Origin of the sequence: Oscillatoria nigro-viridis PCC 7112 (genome assembly GCF_000317475.1) — a bacterium.
Taxonomy (GTDB): Bacteria; Cyanobacteriota; Cyanobacteriia; order Cyanobacteriales; family Microcoleaceae; genus Microcoleus; species Microcoleus nigroviridis.
Genome location: NC_019729.1, coordinates 6559876 through 6577190, shown reverse-complemented (window position 1 = coordinate 6577190; position 17315 = coordinate 6559876). Strand labels below are relative to the sequence as shown.

Sequence of the window (17315 nt, the reverse complement as noted above, 5' to 3'; positions counted from 1 at the left end):
ATCTAGTACAAAACTAAAGGTGGATATTTGTCAATCTCGCCCATCAAATATTTCGCCAACATCCGCCCTTGAATTTCAAAAGCTTCTTGATAGGTGCACTTGCGTTTCAAAACAGGATGCTTAAACTCAGACTGCTTTTTCTTTTCATACAACTTCAGAAACTCTTTCCGTCCCGTTTCCGACAGTCGCACCACATTACTCAGCGGTTCCACAGTAAAATCATTCGGCGTCAGAATTCGGCGGTTAATCGCATTCAAAATGATACTGTCTGCTACCAAAGGGCGGAATTCTTCCATCAAATCAAATGCTAAACCCGCGCGGCCGTAGCGCTGCATGTGAAGGTATCCTAAATAAGGGTCAAATCCCACAATATTAATGGCGCTTTGCACGTCGTGACGCAGCAGCGTGTAAGCAAAATTCATCAAAGAATTCACCGGATCGGTAGCAGGGCGGTGTCGCGGTTGAAACACAAAGCCTTCCGCGCGAATTAATTGGTTGAAAACCCTGAAATATGCCGCGCTACCAGCACCTTCCTGTGCGCGCAAAGAGTCAATATTGTCAGTTTTGTCAAGTTTGGCGATCGCATTGGAAATCTGCATAATTGCCGAGGCTAAATTTAGTTCGGAATGTTCCCGCTGAGTTTGAGATAAACTGCTGCGATAATTTTTCATTTTCCCGCGAATAAAACCCCGGACAACATGAATAGCTTGCGGAGTTTCCCCCGCCGCTTTCCACTGAGCATTGCGAACGAAAATGTTTTTACTTAATTCCGGTTCCAGCTTACCCAAATAGTGACCGGTATCGGTGATAAAAGTCAGAGGAATTTTGCGTTGTAGCAATTCTGCGATCGCCGCCGGAGAAATAGTCGCCCGTCCCAAAATCACCACTCCATCTAAATGAATCAAAGGCACATCCTGTAACATTTGATTTTTTGCCTTGACATTGAGGCGTTCATCTGTTTTCCCAATAAACACATCATCTTGATTGATATACAGTGTCCCCACGATTGACTCCTAAATTTGTAGTTTGGATTAATTAGCTTCTTGATAGCGCAGGACTTTATCGGCAGCTTGTGGCAAACATTGCTGATAAAGGCTGCAACCTTGACAGCGTTTGGTATAATTAGGTCTAGGCATTGTGCCTGTTTGCAGCAAAAATTGGATAGCGGTGATAGTGGCGATCGCCTCCTGTCTCAACCCCTCAGAAATCTCGACTAATTGCCGCTGATGCGACTGCGCGTAATACACATATCCAGTCGCAATAGTTTTCCCCGTCATCTCCTCCAAACAAAGCGCTTGGGCGCAAACTTGCAACTCATCGTTATCCCATTCTCCCTTCCGTCCCCGCTTGTATTCCACGGGATAAAGTTCGCCCTCCGCCGACTCAATCAAATCCGATTTACCAATGAGTTTATACTTTTCAGACTTCAGCCAAATCGCCCGCACCTGCCAATTTTCATCGCGATTAATCTCGCCCATCGTGTGAACGCGATCGTGCAAACTCGTGCCTTCTATGGTATACTGATTATCCGTAAATTCTCCCGCACAGGACATTCGCCAACAGCGGTGAGGACAGTAAGAATACTGGTTCAGAGATGCGATCGAAATGTAATCAGAATCGTTCATAATTTTAAGGGTTTGTAATAGATTGGTAATTGGAATTAATTAGTGATGCCCCAGTCCGCCAGGGGTTGAAACCCCTGTCTCATAGCTAAAGTCGGTTGAAACCGACTGAAGAAGTAATTTAATCATTGATGAAGTATGTGCCGTACCTCCAAGCTTACGAATTACTGCGTTGAAACCGACTGAAGAAGTAATTTAATCATTGATGAGATTTTGAGCTTGTAGGTAACAGTAAGCGCAAAGGTTGAAACCGACTGAAGAAGCAATTTAATCATTCATACTTGCAGTCCTCTTTAGAGGACTTTAGCTTTGAGGCAGGGGTTTCAACCCCTGGCGGACTATGGGTTTTACGTTAAGGCTTGCCCTTGCGTATCCCCTACTGTAAAAATCGCGTTTCAACCGCTGGCAGACTATGGGTTTTACGTTCAGTTATCAAGAACTTTTTTAACAACTATTCGCCTAGTCATTCCCATCCCCATCGGAGTTTTCCTGCCCACACCGCAGTAAACAGCAAAATCAGCCAAAGCATTAATTTGCTTAATCACTAAAGGCTCGACATCTCCCAAAATCCGATAACTAACCTCCCCAACCATGCCCACAAAATCGCTTTGATAGTTAGTCAATCTTTCACTTCGGATATTGACAAAACTGGAAAAAAGTGCATCGAAGGAAAGATCGGGAATTGCGATCGGGCTGTACTTATTCCAGCGACTGAGTAGACTGTTAAAAACGCAATCTCTAGTAGGAATCACTGAATCGAATTTGCCTTGCCTAAAAGTAGTAGGAGTCGCAAAACTGAAAGCAATTAAACGATTAGTTTCGGAAGCTTGTTCGTAAAGTTGAGAGTAACTACAAGCATTAGCCCAAGGTTGATCTACTTGGGGCGTTCCGAGAATTTTAGCAATCATCAAATCGGCGGGCCCGAGATGCCACGGCTTCGACGGATTGAGATTCAGCCAAAGATTAGTTAATTGGCCGAATAGAGTGTCATCAAGCAGAGTAATCCGCCACCAACAGAGGGTATGTTCTGGAATCGGTTCTGTGTGTTCCCATTGCAGGAAATGGTGTTTTTTGAAAGGGCATTTTTTAGTTTGCAAAGGGCTGAGAGTGAAGGATTTTTGGGCGGCGGCATCGTGGAGGCGATCGCCGAGTTTTTTGTCAACGGAGCTCACGAGGGTGAGAAAGAGGGCGTGCAGGTGTCTTCCGGTGAGGTATCCGGGGGGAATTGGGGCCAGGGGAAGGATGTTGAGAACCAGGCTGTGCGGCATAATTTAGATTACCCAGAATTCTTGATTGTCAGGACATTTTAAGGTAACGCCAGCGGAGGCGATCGCCAAAATGCCGGATAAACTTGGAAAAAATGTATATTCTTGTTCGTTAGCAAAGCTATCTTTGACCGTAATCGGATAGCATTCGATTCCTTGTTTTCTGAGTTTGAGAATTGCCCAGCGATTTTTGCGATGTTCTCGGACAATCACACCGGGCATTAAGGGTGGTGTAAGCTGGGAAATTAACGCTGTGGGACGGACGTTATCGCCGATCGTCCGTTCGATCTTACAATTTTTAAAAGCATAAAGTTTGCCAAGATAGTGGTTCGCAAAATCTTCTAAATCTGCAACTTGCAAGGCAAATTTGAGCCCGTAAGTTTCGGTGGCGCGATCGGTAAGCACAATCCCATTTTCATCGGACGCAAATTCAAAAAATCTCAGCAGGTGAATGGGATCGAGATTGGTTTCGCCGACTTCATCGAGTAAAAAGTTTTTGGGGTCGTAAATTTTGACATTTTCAAACAAACTTTCTCGAAATTTGAAAAGTGGTGCATAGCTGGCTTTGAGAATTGTCGCGTATTCTTTCAACTCTTCGGCGACTTTTTGGTTTTTGCGGATTTTTTCCTCAACTAATTCGATTGACGTTCTCCCAGAATCTATTTCTGCCCAATCTTCTGGATAGTTTGCTTGCATAAAACTGATGACGCAGTTTTGACCGCCTTTAATGTATTGCCACTCTTTTTGAATTTGTTTGATAGTGGATTTAGCCACATTTTCGGCACCTTGCAATACTTTCATCCGCCGCCGGTAAGAATTCCAGTCTCGTTTACCTCCCAACACTATTTGCATGGTTTGATAAAGCTGCATAACTAAACTTGCTTCGGGCAAATTGTCAAACACTATTTCTAGTTCTAATAATGGTTTGGCAATTTCTAGAAAAGCTTCGGAACGCCAGTAAATGTCGAGAAACGGACGCTTCATGCAGTCTAGACTTTCTAACATTTCCGTCAGGGCTTTGCGTCCGCCAAAACAGTCAAGTTGTTCGATGCCTTGTTCCCAAGCGCGATCGGGTAAATAGGCGATCGCCTCAGAAGGAATTTCGGTTTGCGTTTTCCCTAAAACCCTTCCGACACGCCCGATGCGCTGCCAGAATGAAAAGCGATCGCGCGTGGAAAAAATCAACCAATCGAGATTTTGCCGGGGCGTTTCGTTCTCCCGATCGAAGTTGAAGCCCACATCAACGGTACTCGTAGCTAGAATCACTTGTTTTTGGGCGGCCAGCGGGCGTTCTTCCTTCGGTGTATCCCCCGTAATTCGCCCGCAGAAATCGGAAAATCCGCGATCGCGCAATTGGTCAGAAATGCGCCCTAGGGTATCTTTGGCATCAAGAATTACCGCCCCATTTTGGTCAGGATTTTCTCTGAGTCGCCGTAGAACTTCTTGCACAATTTCTGCGATCGTAGTTTCTTTATCAACCTGCTTGCGAATTTCTAGATTGACTTCAGTTTGAGAAGGACGTAGATAACTAATTTGACTTTTGCCATCGATTCGAGCAATTTTTACCCCATTTTTTCCTAACACATTTAAGGCTTCTTCACAAGCAGGTTCTGGTGTTGCCGTCAACAGAACAATTTTTCTCTTGTACTGAAAGTAGCCAAACTCTTTAGATAAAGCGAGATAGAAAAACAAGCTAACTAATTGTTTGGCATCGTAAAGGTGAAATTCATCGAAAATTACAGTCGAGAAACTGCTGTAAAATTCACTGGCAATATTTCCGCGATCGAGTGGATTGTATTGAAAAAATGCAGCGTAGTAGAAAATATCCGGATTTGTCACCAGCAAAATTGGTCTACCGCCACCGCATTCGGGAAAAATAGTTGCAGGTTCGCGCAAAACATTATAGATTTTTTCCCCTGAACGTTTCCCAACGCGATCGTCGGGCCAGGAATTGACTTGTTTAGCAGAAGCAGCTTTCACGAGATGAGGTAAACGCGCATCCAGAACAAATTTTTCGGCGGCTTCCGTTTGCTGGTCAATTAAGGCATTTGTCGGGGCGATATAGATAGCATTGCGCTGAGAATTGTGCAGCAAAACACTCAATCCGGCTTTGGTTTTTCCCGTTCCAGTCGGTGCGAGGTCTAGAATGATATCATTATTTTCGGACGCTTCATAAACATCGACTTGATGCTGCAATGCTTGTCCCATAAATTCCAATGGTTTAGGCAATTGGGGACAGGCAGAAATGCTTGCTGGTTCGAGTTTAATTTTCAGATGATCCATTGTTGTTTCCACCACAAAATTCAAGGTTAGCTGGGAGAATAAAATCACCGGCTTGCAGCGCTTCACCGCGAAACGAAAGATTTTTCAATAACGATGCGGGCGGCATCGAAATTAAGTCGAAAGCGAGGAGTTCGATATTTGCAGGTAAGTCGGCAGCGCTGAGATAAGTATTGCAGCGATAATCGCCCCTCGGAAGTTGCACAAAATCGAGTTTTTTCACGATTTCAACGCGGACTTTGCTGGTAAATTTGCCGACGCGAATGTATTCGGGCAATTCGCGATCGCCAAATACTAATGTCTGAAACCGATTTCCCCGTTCAATTACTCGCAATCGCCCGGTTTGGGGGAAGTTGCTAGGGCGATAGGTACTGGGTTTTTTCCCCGTTCTACTGAGGGGTAAATCTTCGCGCGCCGTTGCTACTCGGTTATTTGTCATCGCATACCAATAGGAGTCAGAAAGAGCGTTAAACCGCTCAAATCGGAAGGATAAAGTGCCGCCAGCCGGCCATGCGGGGAGGATGTAGCTATTACCGGAAAGGGGCGTTAAATCTTCTATATACCGAGGTCTGCTGGTGTCTTGGCCGGTAAGGCGATAGGGCGATCGCGCCCAACCTAAAGCATAGGCTAGTGCATAATTGCCGATCGCCCCTTCGGTATAGTAAGTATCGGACAATTCCCGCGAGGCAAAAAACACGGGTTCGGCGCACCAAAGTTCGACTAAGCGTGCGGTTTGATAGGCAATTATCGAAGTGAAAGAAGTTCGGAAAAGTTCTAATTGCGGCATGGTTGAGATTAATTTAAACGATTATAGGAATTACGCATCGGGACTAAGAAACCGGGTTTTTTACTAACATTAAAAGCCCGGATGCACTATTTCCGTAAAAAAACCCGGTTTCTCTGCTCCGATGGGTAAGTCTTATCCTGGATATTTGTAAACCCGTCCCGACACACCGAGAGGATTTATGATTCCTCCGATTTTTTACCTCGCCCTTTGGTCTTGTTTTCACTCTTCACCTTCCGCCAAGGTGCATAGGATTCATCGAGGCGTTTGAGGAAGGTTTCTTGTTCCGGTAGCGACCAATGTCGATCGACATCGGCAATCAGCGCGTCACATTCGGCTGGGGAAAGCTGCATCGAAATGCCTCGTTTATTTGTCCAACTGCCGATTATTTCCTGAGTTGCATCTACTAAAGATGCGGTTTTTAAAGGATGTTCTAGGGCGGTATTTTGGGCTTTCAACTTGTCATAAACCCCTTGTACTAATTCCAGAGAACTCGGCAGTTCAGCAATACCGCCAAATACACCGAGAATTTGATTGTCCATGCGTCCCACGCGGCTGGAAACTGCACCGTAACGACTGGTTAATAAAATGTTGCCGAGGGTGTAGCGCAGTTCGTCAGCGGTGACATCTTTGAGGGTGACAATATCGAGGAAGTGAACCCCAGGTTTGATGTATTCGCTGGTGTTGAGGGCCGTCGAAGCGTTACCCTTTTCATCGCGCATAGTTCCGGTTTCAAAGATAGCATTGATGGTGCGATCGGCAATTAGTTCTGTCGAATGCAACACGCTAAACGCATCCTCTGTCCACACCCGGCTTTTTTGAGCCCCTTCTCCCCCCGCTGCGAAGCCGTAGAGGAAGCAATCAACGCACATTTCACAAGGCGCATTAGTATTGAGAGCACAAATTGCATCAGTTTTTGGTGCCGTGTAGAGAAGATTGTGCGATCGCAAAAACTCTCGTCCTTTGCGCCTTTCCGGTGCAACTTGTTTGCGTTTTGTCATCACCAGCCGAGGAATTGATTCGGTATCTTCAATGCCAGCTTGCACGTATTCATTACACATCGGTTCGCCCGTTCCCTCTGTCCGAAAAATGGTTTCCGATTGCGTGGTACGAAGGACAACAATCCCGATGGTGCGGCCTTTGGGGAAGTTTTCGTAGCTAGGTGCGAGGAATGGTTGCAATTTTGCGATCGACATTTTGTATTCTCCTAGTTGTTTGCAGGTGTGGATTCAGATTCTGTTTTAGACGTGGTTGCAGATTCGGTTTTAGACTTAAGTTCTTGACGCGCTTCTTGTAAAAAAAACAAGTAGGCAGCTTCGAGGGTTTTGCTATCAGTTAGCAGTCGTTCGGGACGCGAGTGATAAACCTCCTCAAATAGTTGTTGCAAAACTTGATAAAACTGCTTGATTTGTTCGTATTTTGTCGCACCCGCCCCGTGTTCTCGAATGCGATCGAGACGGTTGTGATATTGCTGCACTAGGGAGGCAAATACCGTGTCCCAATCCATATGAGATTTTCGCGATCGCACAGCTTTGATAAATTCCGAAAACGGTTCAGTTTGGGCAGTGCGGCGGAAGGAACTGCCCCGCAACTTGGCAAATTCGGCAATGTGTGCGGCTTGCTTGAGATAGCTAGAAACGCGATCGTGTTCTTCTGACATGAGACTCCTCAGTAAAGTATTCAAAGGTTCTTTTATCCGAGACCAAACTGCCTCCAAGTTGGGGTCATCTTGTTCCCGCAGCAGCCAGCGCAGCAGGACGTAATAGAAACTCAAGGGACGAGTTGCCGCCCGCGCCAAGTCATACAAACAGTCATCTTTTTTCTGAATACTTGCCACCGAAATAGCTAGCTTTCCGATACAGCGCAGCCGTTCTAAAACTTGCTCTGCCGTTACTGCCGTGCGCCGTTCTTCCTTGGATAAATGACCGTTTCGCCGATACTGGCCGCTGCCTAATAGTGGCTGCAAAGATGACGGAATTCCTTCAACTTTTCCGAAAAAATCCCAAGTTGGTTCGACTTCCAGATTGGCACCCAAAACAAAGGGAAAACCCAAGTCAAAGGCCAAACTCATTTCCAACGCCAATCTGAGCGATTTTAGCAACGCCAGGGAGTTATTAACTTCTCCCCACAGTACGGGAATTGTCACCGTTGAGTTGATAAATTCAGGACGTTTTGGCAGTGCCAAGCCAACCATTTTGTTGGATTGAAAGACTATCTCGTTTTCGCGGTAAAGTTTAATTTCGTCAACTGTTACTGTCCCATCTTCATTTTGGGCTGCGGTATTCCTCAGAAAATTTTGCCAAATTATTCTGAGTTCAATACTCGATCCTTTTGGGAGGGCAAAGTGAAGATATAGCGGGTCTTGTTTGACAGAGTTCGGGAAATTTGCACCAACTGCCATCAACTGATAACCTAATGCCGATAAGTTATCTGCCCGCCGTTTGGGTTCAGCAATCATGCCGCCGGGAAGACGATTGGAAAAAGCTTGGACTTTGGTTCCCGGTGGCATTTTTGGGGAACTCAATTCGCCGATTTGTAGCGATGTCGTCCCCAAGGAACAGCGCTGGCGCGGGTTGGCTTCAACGTAGGCTGTGAGTTCGTTAAAGCCTTGCCAGTTCGCAGGTGTAGAAAAGTTGAGTAGTTGCCGAACGGCATTTACCAATTCTTCAGATACGTCTATCTCTTCGGCTTTGCCGCGCAGTTGAAATGAATCTTCTAAGGCGGCAAATACCTTTTCTAGCTTCTGTTCGCGATCGCCCTCAATGGATTTGGCAGCAAACAAACAGCGTCCGTACTGGGCGTTAAACGGTTCCAATGCTGCGCGCTGTTCTGGGGATAATCCGACTTGCGCGGCAATTCGATCCCAAACCTCCTTGGGGCTGAGTTCGGCGGCCCGATAGCTGAGGTAAGCGGTTTTTAGTCCTTCAGAAATGGCAAATTCATCGGCATTGGAAACTGGATGCAAGCCGACAGCAGCGGCTGCGGTAACGGCATTTTCTCCAGCATCTCCGCCATATTTGTCAATATCCTTGGCGACTTTTTCCACTTTGTAACCGCTGGCTTTTTTTAGCAGTAACTTATCTACTTCGTCTAAAGTTGCTTCGGGATTTTGTTGGATGGCTTGCGGGTCGATTTTGATGCCGTCTTTGGTGGCGTTCACGAGTTGTTCGACGTTGCTGCTAAAGACGCGATCGATCTTTTTTTGCCATTTTTGAGCGAGAATTAAGCTTAAATCGCCGTCGGGAAAGGCTTCTCCGACAAAAATTTGACCGTTGGGGTCAATGGCGAGAGTATGCAAATTGCGATCGTGCAAAACCTCTTCACAAGCTGACAGCAACAGCGAAGTCAGATAACCTCGGTCTTCGGAAAGAGTGACCTGAAACAACTTACTGTCACGCTGCAATGCAACTGTTAACTCATTTTCGACTTTGCGAATGCGTGTTTCTTCGTCAATTCCTAAGTCAAATAAGTCGCCCCCAATCAACATCGCGGCCCAACGTTTGATATTGGGGTCTTCTGGTAAAAAACGCATTGGATCGCTGGCGTTGTGGCCGGAATGGCGTTCTATCAGGCGGCGGACGAGTTCGAGTTCTTCATCAGTTTGGGCGAATTTGGAAACGCAAGCGCGATCGAGTTGTTGTAGCAAAAAAGGGCGATCGCGTGCCAACGTCTTAACATTGCGTCCGTCGTCTGCCAGCTTATTCAAATCGTGAACGGCAGTCGCGGCCAGAATACAAGCGCGTTTGTCATCGGGAACTCCGGCAATTTTGCTAACCGTTAAAACGAACTGACAAGCCGAATCGAGGTGTTCGGCAAGGGTGCGTCCTTGGCGAGTGCCATACTGTCCGTGATTGGTATGCAGTTGGTACAGTTTCGGACGAACTTCTGCAAAATAGCGCTCGTCTAAAGTTGTTGTTTCTTCGTCAAAAAGCAAACTTTTTGTGGACATAATTTTGCCCTAATCTGTTGATTTTTATGAGTTGTTCGCTGAATTGTTACTGGCTGTTATTCATTTTTTTTGAGAAATGTATTCAGCAACTTGCTCTATGTAAATCGGATAATAGATTAAAGCAACTTGAACGGAATTAAATAACATTACATAATCTATCTCTAAGTACCGATGAGCCAAAATGTTACGCAAACCTGCTGATTTTACTAATTCTTCACTAACTTCAGGTGTAATAATTCCATAGCTTCCAAGCTGAACAAAAGATTCTCGATTACTATCCGAGTTAACCTTCATTCCACGGGTCAGAATATGCTCGTTAATATCAACTGCTGCCTGAACTATCAACTCCATTATTCTTTCTGAAATTATTTTTGAATCGAAGCTAGCTAGATAATTTTCCAGGCTCATCGATTCAAAACGTCTCAATTCGAGCAGATACTCTCCAATAAATTTGAGTCTGGTTAAAACTACTGTTTTCTGAATACTCATACCGACCTCCAATCTTTGAGAAAATCATCAATACTCTGATAAAGTTGACGTTCCAGTTCTTGCAATTCCAGCTCGTTCATCAGATGAGTTTTGACAAATTGCTCAAACTGACCTGATTCTTGTTCATAAATAAGTTTGCCATCACGAGCAATAAAATTGGCAATCAGAGGGGAACAGCGATTCAATTCAACGACATCAATTTCATCGCTGTTAATGCTAAAAGCTTCACCCAAAATGCCAGGAACTTCAAACCATGCAAAGCCTCGATTATTGCAAGATTCTTCCCTAAGCTTTTCATCGTAAAGTGCGGCAAAATCCCAATCACTTTTTGCGTGAGTATCACCTCTGGCACGAGAACCAAAGAGAATTAGCATTTTGAGGTAAGGAATTTGTTCGGGAAGTTGTGAAGCAATTTCCTGAAGTTCAGTCAGCGTTGGGGAAATTTGGAGCATAGTTAACTTTTGTAGAGTAAACAAATTCGAGGACGAGGACAGCAAATTTTCTGTTGTCAGAATAGTTTGTCTCTAGCACTCTATCTTTACAGGGAGATGGGAAGAAAATTTTCCCCCAACGCCTCGCAAAATCGCATTACACCCGATTATCGCCGTTCAGCAACAATCGGTTTCGTGCTACTGCCGGCTCAGGCGGCGTTTCTCAAATTCAGTCCTTAACGCATAAAACCAAAGAAACCGGGTTTTTTACTCAAACTGTCGGCTAGAACGAAGGATTTTCCTAAAAAAACCCGGTTTCTGACTACCCATGCGTCCAGGACTGAATTTGATAGCCTTCGTTATCTCTGGGAGGTTTGTAATTGCACTAAGATTATATTTGCATTGAAAACCAAATATGTCAAGTATGTATTTACACTTTTGTTGAATGCCCCGCAAAAAAGAGACAATTACACTTTCAATTCCGGCTGGAACCAAGGAACAGCTAGAGGCGATCGCCCTTCGCCTCGGTATCTTATGGGGCAAAAGTCCCAGTGTGTCTGGGTTACTGGTCGCGGTCGCCCAACAAAAAATCGAAGTGGGCGAACCCTTTACCCTAAATTCAGTGCAGGTACAATCATTGAACAAAGCTGTCAAATTCCTCAACGACTCTGGCGAAGTCGAAGCCGCCCAGATCGTCATGGCATTACTTTTGGACAAAGCCAATCTGGAAACCCCTTTCCGGCAAAAGTTGCTCGAACAAGTCAACCAAACTGCCGAAGCGTGGCGGCTTCGACTCAATCAACTGATTGACGACCGCCAACCGTTCAGGCTGTTTTACCAGTCAGGCAAAGACAAAGTGAGCGAATTTACTGCCCGCAGTGCCAAAATTCGCCTCTACGACAAGCGCCTGTACCTAGAAATCTGGTGCGACGATGCTGACTCCAGAGAAATCCCGGAATTAGCTCACAATCGGTGTTTGCGCTTAGACAAGATTGTTAACTTGTTACCTGCAAGTGAAAAATGGCGCGAAACCATAGACTATCTAGAAGTACACTTACATTTTTTAAGGGGATTGGCTGGAAACTATGAATCCAAACCGGATGAAGATGTGGCAAATGAAATGGTGGGAGACCTGCGCCATGTAGTGAAGCGGGTATCCAGCCGATTCTGGCTGTTCCGAGAGGTGTTTCGGTACGGCAAAGACTGCGTGATTGTCTCGCCCCAGAATGTGCGCGATCGCTTCCAACAAGAACTGATCGACCTCTGCCGCCAGTACAACCTGGAAATCCGCGATTAGATCAAAAAAAAGCAGCCGGTAAAGGCTGCTTTGACAAAAAAACCGTTGTTGAGTTAGAGGAGAAAACTTTAAATCGAATTCAAATTACCGCTGTTTCCATTCCTGCCTGAGTTTCCACTATTTTTATCTACCGCTGACTCACCTTGCCTTCAGAACAAAACTTCAAATCCCCATTAGAATGCTGCTGAAAGTTCGTTGACCACTTTCACTCGGCCTCTGAGAACCGCCCGCAGCAAGCGGTTGACGCAGCCTCTCTCTTCGTCATTCAGAGAGTCGTCGAAGGTGGCGGCCATCAAACCGTAGCGATCGGCCAGAGTCAAAACGCCTGTATCCGTTACAGAAGCGAGGATTTCACAGATAGCGCCGGGGAGGAGTTGTACGGGGTGCATGGCAGTGCGGTTGAATTCGATATATTTATCATCTTCTGGTTTCCTCTAAATATCGGTGATATTAATGAGGCCGCGAAGGTGATTCTCTAGGGTGAAAGCCAGTGATCCGAGTAGAGTAAATGTGTGACTTGGGTCACAGTGCCACAGGTGGCCACAGGCAATTCCATCCCGCGCCGATTTTTGGGTAGGACGCGGGGCTGACGGCATTTCGCTAAAATGATCGTTAATCCCCCAACCAGTTTAATTTTTACCCCGGTACCGAAAATGCTTGACTTTCTCAATCCCATCTTGGGCCGCAAGCCCGATCGCATCAAAGCCAATGTTGAAATCTATACTTGGCAAACCTGTCCCTACTGCATCCGCGCCAAAACTTTGCTGTGGTGGAAAGGCGTAAATTTCACGGAATACAAAATTGATGGCGACGAAGCGGCTAGAAAGGCAATGGCCGATCGCGCTAACGGACGCCGCAGCGTACCCCAAATTTTCATTAACAACCAACACGTAGGCGGCTGCGATGACATTCACAAACTCGATGCAGAAGGACAGTTAGATCCGCTGCTAGCTCAACCAGCGGTTTAAACTGAGATATTGCAGCATTCCCAAGAACAGGCAAGATGCCTGTTCCACAAAGAGTGAATTTTCTGCTTGTGGGGTGGGCCGAAGATCCCGCCCGCGAAAGGCTTATTGACAAAATTCCTGACTACAAATCTTTGGCAAATTTACTTAGATTGTCTTGCCGCCATTTAGCATCCGATCGCCTGTCTGTTTGCAATTCTAAGACGCGAATCCCGCTATTTGGCAGCAAATTTAATTTTTCTTTGAACTGTCCCCAATCCTCAATTACCTCGTGTTTCACGCCATAAGTTGCACACAACAGAGCAAAATTGATCTGCTGCGGAGTGGCAAAAAACTCTTCAAAGGGCGGGTCAAATTTGGCAACGGGCAACATTTCAAAAATTCCGCCACCGTTGTTATTAATTAATACGATTGTCAGATGGCCTACAAATTTATTTTTCATTAAAAAACCGTTTGTATCGTGCAAAAATGCTAAATCGCCTGTTAACATGATGCTGCTTTGATTGCGGTGAGCAACTCCCAACGCTGTTGATAATGTGCCGTCTATACCGTTAGCGCCGCGATTGAAAAACGGCTTGATTTCTAAGTTGTTCTGCTTCCAGAAAAACTCTACATCTCGGACGGGCATACTGTTGGCAATAAATATCGGTGTTGCTGGCGGCAAAATTTGGGAAAGCAGCCAGGAAACTTTGGGCTCGATTATGTTGTTAATTGTTGCTATTTTTTTGTCGATTGTTTGTCTGACTTGGATTTCGGTGTTGCGCCAAAGTTGGAGGTATTCGTTTGAGGGTGAGGTTGGAACCCCCCCTAACCCCCCCTTATTAAGGGGGGGGACTTGAGTTGATTCGCCCTGGTTTAGGGGGGGGATTTGAGTTGATTCATCCTTGTTTAGGGGGGGGATTTGAGGGGAAATAGCAGGGGTTGCAGGGGCTCGATCCCCCCCTAACCCCCCCTTAATAAGGGGGGGGACTTGAGTTAATATAGTTGCGAGATTTTCTACGGAGGTTCGCAGGTGAATTGTTTGGCCGTGTAGCGGATCGAAGTTGTGGTGGCTGGGGTCGATTATGTAGCGTTTTGGTTGGGTTTTATCTAACCAGTTTCGCAGTTCTTTGCTTGTGGGTAAGTCTCCGATTTGAATGGCGATTTCTGGGGTTAATTTATCTGCTAGTTCGCGGTTTCGCAGGATTAAATCGTAGGTGGGAATTAGATGGGGGTTTAGTTGGGCGTAGTTTCTGACTGGGGATAATCCTTCTGCTAAAACTGGCCAATTTAAGTATTTGGAAATTTGCCCGATCGCACTACAGTATTTTTCGGCCAATTGGGGCTGTGCAACGCCTGCAATAATAATCCCCCGATCGCACTTTTGCCATTGTTGCATTGTACTTTCTTCTCCCCCCCTTAACAAGGGGGGGCTGGGAGGAGTAGAGGTTTCTGCGGCGAAAATCGGTTCTAATCCTGCAAAAAAATCTTCGGGATTGAATTGTGTTTCTAAAGCTTCTACAGCTATGTCTGGAACTGGTACAAGCGGGTCGCGAAAGGGGATGTTGAGGTGGACGGGGCCTGGTGTTGGAAATTGCGATCGTTCCCAAGCGTACACGATCGTCTGCCGCAGATAGTCTAGCATTCCTCTGGACGCAGAAGGTATCGCTAATTCGGCTTGCCAGTTCGGATAATTGCCGTATATTTTAACTTGGTCGATCGCTTGTCCGGCGTGACAGTCCCGCAGTTCTGGAGGTCGATCGGCGGTGAATATTAGCAGCGGAATTCGACTTTCTCTGGCTTCTATTATCGCAGGATAAAAGTTGGCTGCGGCGGTTCCAGAGGTACAAATTAGTGCGGTTGGTAAACCGGATTTTTTGGCGATTCCTAATGCAAAAAAACTTGCTGAACGTTCGTCGAGTATGGGCAGAGTTTCTATTTTGTTGTTCTGGGCAAAAGCTATTGTTAATGGTGCCGATCGCGAACCGGGACAAATGACGGCGGTAGTTAATCCCAACCGCTGCAAAGTTTCTGCTAATACGGAAGCCCAGACGGTATTTGTGTTGCGAAAATCTATTGGCATTGTTAAATCTGAGTAGCTCAACTTTGTATTGTGCTACGATATTATACCCAAATAATTGTCAGGATACATTTTTATGATTCTTGAGGCGGTTGTGCTGAATGTCAAATCTGGCTGTGAGGGGGATTTTGAGATAGCTTTTAGAGAAGCCTCCAGTCTGATAGCGTCTATAGATGGCTATTTATCTCACGAACTTCATCGCTGCACAGAAGTTCAAGGAAAATATCTATTATTGGTGAGATGGCAAAATTTAGAAGCTCATACAATTAAATTTAGGAATTCCGCTGAATATCAAGAGTGGAAAAGAATGCTTCACCATTTTTACGATCCTTTTCCCATAGTAGAACATTTTGAGGAAGTGAAAATTAAACATTAACACAGACTCAATCAATTAGCCAGACAACTCTACATTCTGTAAATTAGCTGAATTAAACTAAAGCATTTAAAAGTGCTTGTAATTTCAGTTGAATTTCTGCTAGTTCTTTTTCTGGTTCCGAACCGGCAACAATACCAGCACCAGCATAAAGTATAGCCCGATCGCCGTCGATTAAAGCCGATCGAATGCCGACGGCAAATTCGCCGTTGCCGGTGCGATCGATCCAGCCGAGGGGTGCTGCATACAAAGAGCGATCGCAGCTTTCGCAGCCGCGAATTTGCTTGAGGGCAATATCTCTCGGTACGCCCGCCACCGCTGGGGTTGGATGCAGTTGGGATAAAATCTTTAATAAATGAATATCACGGGGAATTCTAGCCCTGATGGGCGTCCACAAATGCTGAATGTTTGACAGTTGCAGCAGTCTCGGTAGTGGAGAAAATTCGGGATTGATACCGAGACTCGACAGGCGATCGACTATAAAATCAATTACCGCTAGATGTTCTCGAATATCCTTTTCGCTGTTGAGTAAACCTTTGCCTAAATTCGCATCTTCTGATTCTGTTTTTCCCCTCGGTGCGGAACCGGCTAAGGCATCTGTTACTAACTCATTTTTGTGAACGCTGATTAAGCGTTCTGGACTGGCACCGATAAAATTTTGACCTTGGCCGTTACTGGTGGAAAATACGTAGCAACCGGGATAAGTAAGGCGCAAGTTGTTTAAGGAATTTATTAAACTAAAAGGGGTTTTGGAAATGACATTTATTGCTTGGGACAAAACAATTTTACTGAAATATTGAGACTTTATAAATTCTAAAGCCGACGTGACAGATGTTTTAAATTGAGCGGCATCATTCACAGGAATTTGTTTTAAAAATATCGAACTGTTTCTCAGAAAAGTTATTTTTTTGTAAGGAATAGACGCAATTTTATCAAAATTTTTCCAAATATTATCCGTAATAATTTTAATATTTAGGTCGCGGTTTATGATGGCATTTGCAACAATTGTGCAACTATCTTTCAAGCGAGTAATCTGCCATTTTGGTAAAAATACGAGACCAGGGGGAAAGTAAGAATTGGTGGCGACATTCTCATCGAAAAAAGCAAAGCTACAAAAAAAGTGCGGCCCGCTGAAGGGCAAGCGTTCTGTACCGATGGTAATTGTTCGGGCAAGACAAGATTGAATAAAATTTTGAGCGAGGGTAAATCGATCGGTTCCGGCTACTGTTAAATGGATGGTCGAATCTAGGGCGGCGATCGCAAAACTGTTGCCGGAAATCGGGTCTCTTTTTTCAAAGTAAAAGTGCCGCTGGCAAGGTTCGGAAATCTCTTGAAGTACAACTAGCGGATCGACGGGGGCAATCTCCTGAGAAATACTAACTATCTTTGTTTGATCTTTGTCGGTTAAAGACTGCTGGCAATCTAACAGAAACTGATGCAGTTGATTGCGGTCTTGTAAAAGATTAGCGCGGTGCGGTATTACTGTCATGAAAGCGAGAATAGCAGATTTGTCAGAAAGAGTGCGGTTTTGTCCCGCTAGAACCCCTATTTCGATCTAAGCACGGGAGGGCGATCGCAAAACATGACCTTTCGAGTTTCCCGGAAAGTTTGGGCTCAGCGGCGGGCAAAAAACAGACGATCCTCTTCGTTGGCGTAGCCCCCGTAGGGGCGGGCTTTCCTTCGGATCGCGAAAGCTAACGCCAACGCGCGATCGATCGAAACATTTAGACATAAAACTTTAAGATTGAGCGACTCAATCTCGACTTTCAGGCGATCGACCCCGCAGAGGTTTGCAGACGGG

At 45.5% G+C, this 17315-nt stretch carries 15 protein-coding genes; 3 read left to right on the top strand and 12 right to left on the bottom strand.

All coding sequences use genetic code 11. The features are described 5' to 3' along the window. Nucleotides 1-2: 2 nt before the first annotated feature. The 9 genes from cas1d to mntA form a co-directional block, all read right to left on the bottom strand. Nucleotides 3-1004 (bottom strand): type I-D CRISPR-associated endonuclease Cas1d, encoded by a 1002-nt coding sequence (cas1d, locus tag OSC7112_RS27480; protein ID WP_015178949.1) that lies wholly within the window; start codon nucleotides 1002-1004, stop codon nucleotides 3-5. Nucleotides 1005-1031: 27 nt separating this feature from the next. Next, complete coding sequence (gene cas4 / locus OSC7112_RS27475) at nucleotides 1032-1625, bottom strand: CRISPR-associated protein Cas4 (RefSeq protein WP_015178948.1); 594 nt, start codon at nucleotides 1623-1625, stop codon at nucleotides 1032-1034. Nucleotides 1626-2047: 422 nt separating this feature from the next. Continuing rightward, nucleotides 2048-2890, bottom strand: a complete 843-nt coding sequence (gene cas6, locus OSC7112_RS27470; RefSeq protein ID WP_015178947.1) for a CRISPR-associated endoribonuclease Cas6 — start codon at nucleotides 2888-2890, stop codon at nucleotides 2048-2050. 3 nt (nucleotides 2891-2893) lie between these two features. After that, nucleotides 2894-5170, bottom strand: coding sequence for a type I-D CRISPR-associated helicase Cas3' (gene cas3 / locus OSC7112_RS27465; RefSeq protein ID WP_015178946.1), 2277 nt, complete (start codon nucleotides 5168-5170; stop codon nucleotides 2894-2896). Beyond that, on the bottom strand, nucleotides 5151-5954 hold the full coding sequence (gene cas5d, locus OSC7112_RS27460; protein ID WP_015178945.1) for a type I-D CRISPR-associated protein Cas5/Csc1: 804 nt from the start codon (nucleotides 5952-5954) through the stop codon (nucleotides 5151-5153). Before cas5d ends, cas3 begins: the two co-directional genes overlap by 20 nt. 176 nt (nucleotides 5955-6130) lie before the next feature. Further along, complete coding sequence (gene cas7d, locus OSC7112_RS27455; RefSeq protein WP_015178944.1) at nucleotides 6131-7147, bottom strand: type I-D CRISPR-associated protein Cas7/Csc2; 1017 nt, start codon at nucleotides 7145-7147, stop codon at nucleotides 6131-6133. A gap of 11 nt (nucleotides 7148-7158) precedes the next feature. Then, nucleotides 7159-9900, bottom strand: a complete 2742-nt coding sequence (locus OSC7112_RS27450; protein ID WP_015178943.1) for a hypothetical protein — start codon at nucleotides 9898-9900, stop codon at nucleotides 7159-7161. 60 nt (nucleotides 9901-9960) lie between these two features. Further along, complete coding sequence (hepT, locus tag OSC7112_RS27445) at nucleotides 9961-10389, bottom strand: type VII toxin-antitoxin system HepT family RNase toxin (protein WP_015178942.1); 429 nt, start codon at nucleotides 10387-10389, stop codon at nucleotides 9961-9963. Then, on the bottom strand, nucleotides 10386-10841 hold the full coding sequence (mntA, locus tag OSC7112_RS27440) for a type VII toxin-antitoxin system MntA family adenylyltransferase antitoxin (RefSeq protein ID WP_015178941.1): 456 nt from the start codon (nucleotides 10839-10841) through the stop codon (nucleotides 10386-10388). The genes hepT and mntA overlap by 4 nt, the downstream gene beginning before the upstream one ends. Before the next feature lie 424 nt (nucleotides 10842-11265). On the opposite strand from mntA, the gene OSC7112_RS27435 reads away from it, so the two are divergent. Next, nucleotides 11266-12117, top strand: coding sequence for a helix-turn-helix transcriptional regulator (locus tag OSC7112_RS27435; protein ID WP_015178940.1), 852 nt, complete (start codon nucleotides 11266-11268; stop codon nucleotides 12115-12117). A gap of 173 nt (nucleotides 12118-12290) precedes the next feature. Here the strand turns inward: OSC7112_RS27435 and OSC7112_RS27430 are convergent, their stop codons facing one another. After that, on the bottom strand, nucleotides 12291-12506 hold the full coding sequence (locus OSC7112_RS27430) for a hypothetical protein (protein ID WP_015178939.1): 216 nt from the start codon (nucleotides 12504-12506) through the stop codon (nucleotides 12291-12293). A gap of 264 nt (nucleotides 12507-12770) precedes the next feature. Between OSC7112_RS27430 and grxC the strand changes: the two genes are divergently transcribed. Beyond that, nucleotides 12771-13085 carry a glutaredoxin 3 gene (grxC, locus tag OSC7112_RS27425; RefSeq protein WP_015178938.1) on the top strand — a complete coding sequence of 105 codons (315 nt, stop codon included), beginning with the start codon at nucleotides 12771-12773 and terminating at the stop codon, nucleotides 13083-13085. Between the two features lie 121 nt (nucleotides 13086-13206). Here the strand turns inward: grxC and menD are convergent, their stop codons facing one another. Beyond that, the gene (gene menD, locus OSC7112_RS27420; RefSeq protein WP_015178937.1) at nucleotides 13207-15144 is read right to left on the bottom strand and encodes a 2-succinyl-5-enolpyruvyl-6-hydroxy-3-cyclohexene-1-carboxylic-acid synthase; all 1938 of its coding nucleotides are present in this window, start codon (nucleotides 15142-15144) and stop codon (nucleotides 13207-13209) included. 73 nt (nucleotides 15145-15217) lie between these two features. On the opposite strand from menD, the gene OSC7112_RS27415 reads away from it, so the two are divergent. Further along, nucleotides 15218-15517 (top strand): antibiotic biosynthesis monooxygenase family protein, encoded by a 300-nt coding sequence (locus OSC7112_RS27415; RefSeq protein ID WP_015178936.1) that lies wholly within the window; start codon nucleotides 15218-15220, stop codon nucleotides 15515-15517. A gap of 52 nt (nucleotides 15518-15569) precedes the next feature. Here the strand turns inward: OSC7112_RS27415 and OSC7112_RS27410 are convergent, their stop codons facing one another. After that, a complete protein-coding gene (locus tag OSC7112_RS27410; RefSeq protein ID WP_015178935.1) occupies nucleotides 15570-17003 on the bottom strand; it encodes an isochorismate synthase in 1434 nt (477 codons plus the stop codon). Nucleotides 17004-17315 lie beyond the last annotated feature (312 nt).

Bases quoted from the DNA above. Each gene is read 5' to 3' on its own strand.
- cas4 (WP_015178948.1), bottom strand. From the start codon at position 1,625: ATGAACGATTCTGATTACATTTCGATCGCATCTCTGAACCAGTATTCT.
- cas6 (WP_015178947.1), bottom strand. From the start codon at position 2,890: ATGCCGCACAGCCTGGTTCTCAACATCCTTCCCCTGGCCCCAATTCCC.
- cas3 (WP_015178946.1), bottom strand. From the start codon at position 5,170: ATGGATCATCTGAAAATTAAACTCGAACCAGCAAGCATTTCTGCCTGT.
- cas5d (WP_015178945.1), bottom strand. From the start codon at position 5,954: ATGCCGCAATTAGAACTTTTCCGAACTTCTTTCACTTCGATAATTGCC.
- cas7d (WP_015178944.1), bottom strand. From the start codon at position 7,147: ATGTCGATCGCAAAATTGCAACCATTCCTCGCACCTAGCTACGAAAAC.
- OSC7112_RS27450 (WP_015178943.1), bottom strand. From the start codon at position 9,900: ATGTCCACAAAAAGTTTGCTTTTTGACGAAGAAACAACAACTTTAGAC.
- hepT (WP_015178942.1), bottom strand. From the start codon at position 10,389: ATGAGTATTCAGAAAACAGTAGTTTTAACCAGACTCAAATTTATTGGA.
- mntA (WP_015178941.1), bottom strand. From the start codon at position 10,841: ATGCTCCAAATTTCCCCAACGCTGACTGAACTTCAGGAAATTGCTTCA.
- OSC7112_RS27435 (WP_015178940.1), top strand. From the start codon at position 11,266: ATGCCCCGCAAAAAAGAGACAATTACACTTTCAATTCCGGCTGGAACC.
- OSC7112_RS27430 (WP_015178939.1), bottom strand. From the start codon at position 12,506: ATGCACCCCGTACAACTCCTCCCCGGCGCTATCTGTGAAATCCTCGCT.
- grxC (WP_015178938.1), top strand. From the start codon at position 12,771: ATGCTTGACTTTCTCAATCCCATCTTGGGCCGCAAGCCCGATCGCATC.
- menD (WP_015178937.1), bottom strand. From the start codon at position 15,144: ATGCCAATAGATTTTCGCAACACAAATACCGTCTGGGCTTCCGTATTA.
- OSC7112_RS27415 (WP_015178936.1), top strand. From the start codon at position 15,218: ATGATTCTTGAGGCGGTTGTGCTGAATGTCAAATCTGGCTGTGAGGGG.
- OSC7112_RS27410 (WP_015178935.1), bottom strand. From the start codon at position 17,003: ATGACAGTAATACCGCACCGCGCTAATCTTTTACAAGACCGCAATCAA.